3 protein-coding genes are annotated in these 2,584 nt (G+C 37.4%); 2 read left to right on the top strand and 1 reads right to left on the bottom strand.

What is annotated here, in order from left to right:
* Positions 1-222 precede the first annotated feature (222 nt).
* On the top strand, positions 223-591 hold the full coding sequence (locus M3180_RS22210; RefSeq protein WP_251671612.1) for a WGxxGxxG family protein: 369 nt from the start codon (positions 223-225) through the stop codon (positions 589-591).
* Between the two features lie 94 nt (positions 592-685).
* Here M3180_RS22210 and M3180_RS22205 read toward each other — a convergent pair whose 3' ends face one another.
* A complete protein-coding gene (locus M3180_RS22205) occupies positions 686-1,522 on the bottom strand; it encodes a malate synthase (RefSeq protein ID WP_251671610.1) in 837 nt (278 codons plus the stop codon).
* Between the two features lie 629 nt (positions 1,523-2,151).
* Here M3180_RS22205 and M3180_RS22200 point away from each other — a divergent pair.
* Complete coding sequence (locus tag M3180_RS22200; protein WP_251671608.1) at positions 2,152-2,418, top strand: CD3324 family protein; 267 nt, start codon at positions 2,152-2,154, stop codon at positions 2,416-2,418.
* The last annotated feature ends 166 nt before the right edge of the window (positions 2,419-2,584 follow it).

The raw sequence follows: 2,584 nt of genomic DNA, 5'->3' as shown, positions 1-2,584 counted from the left end.
TCTTGGACTGAGAAGTTTAACGGACAGATACAGTCTTTTGCGGAATATGACATGAACCGCCGTGTACCGAACGGTATGCACGGTGGTGTGAGAGGACGGGGGCTAGCCGCCCCCTCCTACTCGATTTGTACACATCTCATTACCAATAAATTTTTAGAATATCCGCCTTGCTTACGGGAATCTTATTAGAGCAAGCAAAAAAAAATTAGGAGGAATTAGATAATGAAAAAAGTATGGTCTTTAGCTGTTGTCTTTGCTTTAGTTTTATCTTTAACATCAATCTCGGCATATGCAGCGAATAACAATCCAATGGATCATAAGCAATCGCGAGCGTCTGATTCAACGAAGAGCAACATGAATAACTACAGAGCAAATGACGATGGTAATGTTAATGGAAATACTAATAATGAATTAAGAGCGAACAACAATAACAATATGATGAATAATCAAACGGGTAGATACAATGCTAATTCCACTAACTACCGTGCTACTGCTGTAGATAACGACAGAGGCACGGATTGGGGCTGGCTTGGTCTTCTTGGTCTGACTGGTCTGTTAGGTTTGAGAAGTCGTTCGAGAGAGCGTACCTAACCATTAATACGAGGTAACAAAAAAGGGACGGTAGTCTGTTCATCTAATGATTAGATGATTCGGACTCCGTCCCTATATATTGTATAAACAGTTATTACACTAAAGCTCCGTTCTTATCAGGGATGTTGTTTATATCAAGCTGATTCATCTCACAGAAGTATTCCAGAAAGCGCTCTGCTTGTTCGATGTTTTCTTTATCTGAACTTGATGCGATGATATCCTTTAAAATTTGAGCAGTCCAAACATTATCGAAGTAACGGAACTTACCAGAATTCCAAGTCATTCTATGAGGAAAGTTCTTGTTAACGTAATAATTCCAGAAGTACATTGTCGCTGCTTCCTGTTCTGAGAGCTTGATTCTAAATTCAGCATGGGCTGGGATCATTCCATCATTAAGCTCGTCGCCGACAAATGATTCAGTTACCATATAGAGGCCAAGTATTCGTCTCTCTGTTTCCGGTTGGTCCGAATCTCTTGCGGTAAGGAGACAGGCACTATTCGGACGCAAACGAGCGACTTTATTTGGCTGACCTTGATTCGCTCCGTTTTGAACCTTGCCACTAGACACTTGCCAATCGTTAAATACAACCTGCTGTTCTTCTTCATCCAGCCATAGCACAATTTGCGAGCTCTCGTGAATTTTAAGGTTCTTAATTTTGTCTCTACGCTGCTGCTCAAGCACTTGCTGCTCAATTTCCTCTTTCAGTTTTTTCTCTAATGCTTGTTTTTCTATTTCCTTTTCGGCAATGATTTTCTGTAGATTCTTCGCGGTATCCTGGTCATTTAGGCTAATAAACGTCTCAAAGGCATCGGGATATACAAATTTTTTAATACCATCATTAAAATGAACAGTAATGACGGAATCATTTTGTTCCACGATATTGCCATTACCAAAGACCTTATGGGTTATTTCTTTATTTATTAAGTTCACAGAACCACTCTCCTCATATAATATTTTTGAAAGCTTGTTTTAATTGAAATTTGAAGAAATGGAGTGTGAAAATGGTTTTCTAAATCAAAAAAACCGCACTCAAATTCTGTCATGAAGAAGTTGTGCACGATTAGCGAATATTATCTCAAAATTCATATAATACTATCTTACCATATAATTTAAATTTTTTCAAATCTTAATATTGACAGGGATTATTCGGTATCGTATAATTAAATATTTTTCGTTTAAGGTGCGAAAGAGCAATAAAGATGAAGCCCAGCATTATTTCATCCATAGCGTCATAATGATCGAATCGAGCAGCTTTGTCTAGTAATATTACAACTAGGATGATATTATAATTCTAATGAACAAAACATCCATTTTTTGTATAGTTATATGTAATAAGCCCAGCTATGAATTCTGCATTTTAACTTTATATTAGGAGGGAGAAGTACTATTGGCAAGATTTAAGATATGCTCTGTGCAAAGTCTATTCTATAAACAACAATAGCGGTTGTTTGTATAGAGCTAATAAGATGAAGTGACCGCTTAAATCGTTATAGTGATAAATGTTGTAGTGTAGACTTTGCTACCTTTAAAATTTAACAATTTTAAGGAGCGGAGCTATCATGAAATATGTAAATGCTGATATCATCTTCCCAGAAGAGTTACTGATCGAAATACAAAAGTATATACAAGGTGGAATGATTTATGTCCCTAAACCAAAAGGTATGCATAAGAAATGGGGAGAAAACTCAGGCAGCAGAGAAATTTTAAATGTTAGAAATGATGAAATCCGGCAAAGTTTTTTTGGTGGTAACACGATCGAACAACTTTCGGACCAATTTTGTCTTTCTATTGATAGCATTAAAAAGATTGTTTACTCAAAAAAATAGTTTAATAAAAGCCACGTTGAATGAAAATTCCAACGTGGCTTTTTGTAGTGTGCCCAGCATGGGCGCTATCTCTAGGGTTCAAGTCCCGAATGGTGAAGGCAGTAGTAGCCATAGCTTAAGGCAAGGGTGTCCATCGCGAGGTGGAATCTGAAGGAAGCCAGCGGCA

This window comes from Paenibacillus camelliae, from assembly GCF_023715345.1.
GTDB lineage: Bacteria > Bacillota > Bacilli > Paenibacillales > Paenibacillaceae > Pristimantibacillus > Pristimantibacillus camelliae.
This window is presented reverse-complemented; position numbering and strand designations above follow the sequence as displayed.

Coding starts and splice junctions, on each gene's coding strand:
- M3180_RS22210 (WP_251671612.1), top strand. CDS start 223: ATGAAAAAAGTATGGTCTTTAGCTGTTGTCTTTGCTTTAGTTTTATCT.
- M3180_RS22200 (WP_251671608.1), top strand. CDS start 2,152: ATGAAATATGTAAATGCTGATATCATCTTCCCAGAAGAGTTACTGATC.